5 protein-coding genes are annotated in these 3,771 nt (G+C 36.7%); 3 read left to right on the top strand and 2 right to left on the bottom strand.

Features of this window, described 5'->3' with window-relative positions:
• On the bottom strand, positions 1–776 hold a 776-nt coding region (locus Q0K03_RS07270; RefSeq protein ID WP_297239044.1), incomplete at its 3' end, for a hypothetical protein.
• Between the two features lie 24 nt (positions 777–800).
• Complete coding sequence (locus tag Q0K03_RS07265) at positions 801–1,577, bottom strand: hypothetical protein (RefSeq protein ID WP_297239043.1); 777 nt, start codon at positions 1,575–1,577, stop codon at positions 801–803.
• A 226-nt stretch (positions 1,578–1,803) separates the two neighbouring features.
• Here Q0K03_RS07265 and Q0K03_RS07260 point away from each other — a divergent pair, with 226 nt between their 5' ends.
• The 3 genes from Q0K03_RS07260 to Q0K03_RS07250 form a co-directional block, all read left to right on the top strand.
• A complete protein-coding gene (locus tag Q0K03_RS07260) occupies positions 1,804–2,511 on the top strand; it encodes a LytTR family DNA-binding domain-containing protein (protein WP_297239042.1) in 708 nt (235 codons plus the stop codon).
• Positions 2,512–2,517: 6 nt separating this feature from the next.
• Complete coding sequence (locus Q0K03_RS07255; protein WP_297239041.1) at positions 2,518–3,288, top strand: hypothetical protein; 771 nt, start codon at positions 2,518–2,520, stop codon at positions 3,286–3,288.
• Positions 3,285–3,771 (top strand): hypothetical protein (locus tag Q0K03_RS07250; protein WP_297239040.1); only part of this gene is annotated, 487 nt, incomplete at its 3' end. The genes Q0K03_RS07255 and Q0K03_RS07250, both read left to right, overlap by 4 nt.

Raw genomic sequence — 3,771 nt, 5'->3', positions numbered from 1 at the left:
GAAGACACCGTATTAGCTTGATCATTGATCTTGATCTTTTCCGGATCGATCGATTTTCTGACCTCGTCTCTGTCAAAACCGTATTTTTTATGAAACGCTTCAACATAACGCTCTATAACTTCTTCTCTTGTTTCGCCGAGACTGATCTTGATCACGGTGTTTATATTTTCCAGGATCAACGTCTTATTATCCACTTGTTCCATTTCTCTGGCTTCCTCGATCCGGGTCCCGCAAATCGGGCAGAACCTTACTGCACGGCTCTTCAAGGAATTGTAGTGTCCGCATTTGCACAGCCAGTAGTTCTCTTTGACCTGAGGAACCATGTTTAGTTCCTGGCTCTCGTCTGGATACTTATACAAACGCAGAAGGTTCAGTTTCTCCTTATCAAGATCCTCGTCAAAATGATCGATATACTCTCCAAGTTCCGTAACTTTTTTCCCATCCTTGATGTAGGACAGGATCTCTACCCCTTTTCTTTCCTCCTCCAGATCGACTTCCACAACGAATCCCATGATACTGGCATTGTTGTAGCCGCCTTCTTTGGAAAACTTGTCCTGCGTAACTTTTTCACCATTCACCATCAGATGAAGGCGCATCAGATTCTCTTTTTCATTGAAATATCGATTGAAGAATGAGACCTTGATGAATCTTCGGCTCAGCCCGTCGATCCTTTTGATGATGCTGTCCACATCATAGATCCAGTAGTCGGAGAATTCCCTGTTTCTGTAGTCTCCTTCGTTCATCTTCATGTACAGTTCAGTGATTACCCTTTCCATGCTTTTCTTGTCTCCTCGTTCTTTCTAGTTGCTTTCTTTTATGGATGTGTATTTTGACATCACGTTTCTTTTTTCCATGAATCCCAGTTCATTGAATTTCTGTAGGATATCGTCTTTTGTATAGTCCTTGGGAAGCTTCAGCTGATTTGCTAACTCAGCCCCTTCACTGTTCAATGAAAATTCGATATCCACCTTTGATCTCATCAGATAGTCCGCCATGTCCTGGATATCCCTTTCATCAAATTTCTGCAGACTCGATATAGTACTGGACAGATTGCTGGATACATTCTTGATGTTCTCGCTGTCGATCTTGAATCCCGATGCCCGGAACGCCATTACACCGCCCACGATTTGAAGAACGGCCATGATGAGCACAAGAAAGCCATATGTCAGGATCGACGAGGCAACAGACTCCAGAGAAGTGGAGAACAGGTTCGAGAGTCCCTTGTTGATGGAAGATATCGTTGCCTCGCAAAGAAATCCGACAACGATACTGGCAACAAGAAGATAACCTGGTTTATAATCCATCGAATGACTGGAATACATCTTCAAGAAAACAAGTATGGTTCCTACGATCAGTACAAAAAAATTCAAGCCATACATCGAACTCAAGCTTGAGATGCTTGAATACAGACTTGAGGCCCCTCCAAAAGCGGAATAAACATCATCACTTCCCGTAAGAGAATTGGCACTGGATACAACACCCAGGCAAGAAAAAAGTAGAAGTACCCCCAGCACTCCCAGAGCTATGCATAGGATCCTTATATAGCTCCACTTCATAAAATCATTATATTTTTGCATATTCCCTCTCCTTCACTGCAGTTAAGTTTTTTATGAATTACCCTTTTAAAAAAAACTTACAATGCTTCATGATCTATAGATAAATTATATGGAAGGTATTTCACCTTTAACAGATATGTGTCCCCAAACACAAAAAAATTGTCCTAAAAAGAAAAATAGGACAATGATTGAAAACTCATACGATAGTTATATATGATAAAATAAACGAGCAGAAAGGATAACTAAAATGTTGCAAATAATACTATGTGAAGATGATTCTAAGCAAAAAGAACAAATCTTAAAAGTTGTCCAAAATGTCAATCTTCATAATGATATACAATATTATTCTTTTGAATCTACGAAAGAACTCTTTGAAACCAAACTGGATACATCAGTCCCTACGATTTTTTTAATGGATATCGTATTAGACCATGAAGATGGAATCGAGATGGCAGACAAGCTTCATAAATTGTTTCATCATTCTGTTGTCATCTTTATCAGCGCCTACTTAGAAAAGGTGACTGACATCTATGAAACGAAGCATTGTTATTTTATTTATAAACCCGAATTGAAAATGCGTATTGAAAAAGCTTTGAACAAGGCTTTATCCATTCTTCTTTCCATGCATAAACAGATATGTGTTCATTCAGGGACAAGAAAAATCTTGATTTCTTTAGAAGATATCATGGCCGTAGAAAGAATCAAACGCTATAGTTTGATTTATACACCAAAAGAAACCTTGCGAGTTAATGAGACATTTGATGAATTGGGAATTGACATGCATTCGCAGTTTCATCAGTGTCATCGCAGTTTTTTCATTAATTTTGATCATGTAAAAGAATGTAACCGAACCGATTTTATTACTCATACAGGATCAATGATCCCTATCAGCCGAACGTATTCCAAAAAGGTGCAGGAAGCATTTCAAGATTATTTGATCCATCAGTTTTACTAACTTCATATGTTTAATTACTTTTTCTATATTTTTCAAAGTCTTGTCTGGGCATGGTTTTTATCAAAGTATTTGTATAGTTCCCATCCCGGAAAATCCTTCTGGAGTGTTTGGATCTTTTATTTATTGATCATTTATCCTATTGCGATTTCTTTATACTCGCATTATGCCTTTAAGGTCATTCTTTTATGCATCTTAGTTTTTTTGATGTTATGTATTGTATATAAAGAAGAAAAGAAGACGAAAATTCTAGGAGCTGTTCTTCTTTATCAGTTAGGGGTACTGCTCATGGAGTTTTTATTTATCCTGTTTCTCTATTCTTTTTCCTCAGGAAATGGAACGGATTTCTTCTTAAACCAGGAAGCTTACCCAATATTCTTTTCTATACTGCAATGCATCGTGCTTTTTATCGTTTATCAAGCCCTACTATATTGTTTTCAAGAAAAAGAAGCCCTCAAACATAAAATCATATTTATTGTGGCCTGTCTTGTTTTGGTACTACAGATTTTTTGTTGGATGTCGGCCATCTTTGTGAAATCCGATTCTCTTTTTATTTTTTACAGCCTTTGTATCTTGATTCTATTTTTAGGGCTTAACATTGCTTTATTCTTCTATTTGATCCATCTGCAAAAGAAAGAAAAGCTGGACAAGACCATCCTTGTTATCGAGTCTTCGTATACAGAGATTGCACTTTCTTCTAAAATTTGGAACAAAGAAGCGTATTCAAAACTTCGTCATGATTATTTAAATTTTATACAATCAAAGGAGTCCTCACTATGAGCAATATTTACCAATTACTTCGTCAAAGATCTTTAAATGTCTATTTTATTCTTGTCAATCTTGTGATTTTTACAATCACCATTCTTTTGCGGTTTCATTCCGACACACCATATAAAACAATGATTACATTGGTTCTTGTGGTTTTGGAGTGTTTTTCTTTTTTCCTGCTGATCAAGATTTTCCAGGATTTAAAGAAACAAACTGAAGAAGATATCAAACGAGAAACACTTTACCAGCAAAAGAAGATCCAGGATGAACATCTATTGGCTATGATGCAGGCGGATCAGGATATTGAGAAATTATCGAAACAATTAGAAATCTTAAAAAAGTCTGCAACGGAACCCATCGATCCGAAGTTTAAAGAGGAAATGGACAATTTGTTTATTTCTTATTGTCCCAATAAGATCGTGGATGCGATTCTTTATCATAAATCCTTTTTGATGAAGAAAAATCATATTCGCTATTTAGTAAAAGCCAGCGTTA

It is taken from the genome of uncultured Faecalicoccus sp. (genome assembly GCF_944327125.1).
Classification (GTDB): domain Bacteria; phylum Bacillota_I; class Bacilli_A; order Erysipelotrichales; family Erysipelotrichaceae; genus Faecalicoccus.
The sequence above is the reverse complement of the archived record's forward strand: the minus strand, read 5'-3'. Positions and strand labels throughout refer to the sequence as shown.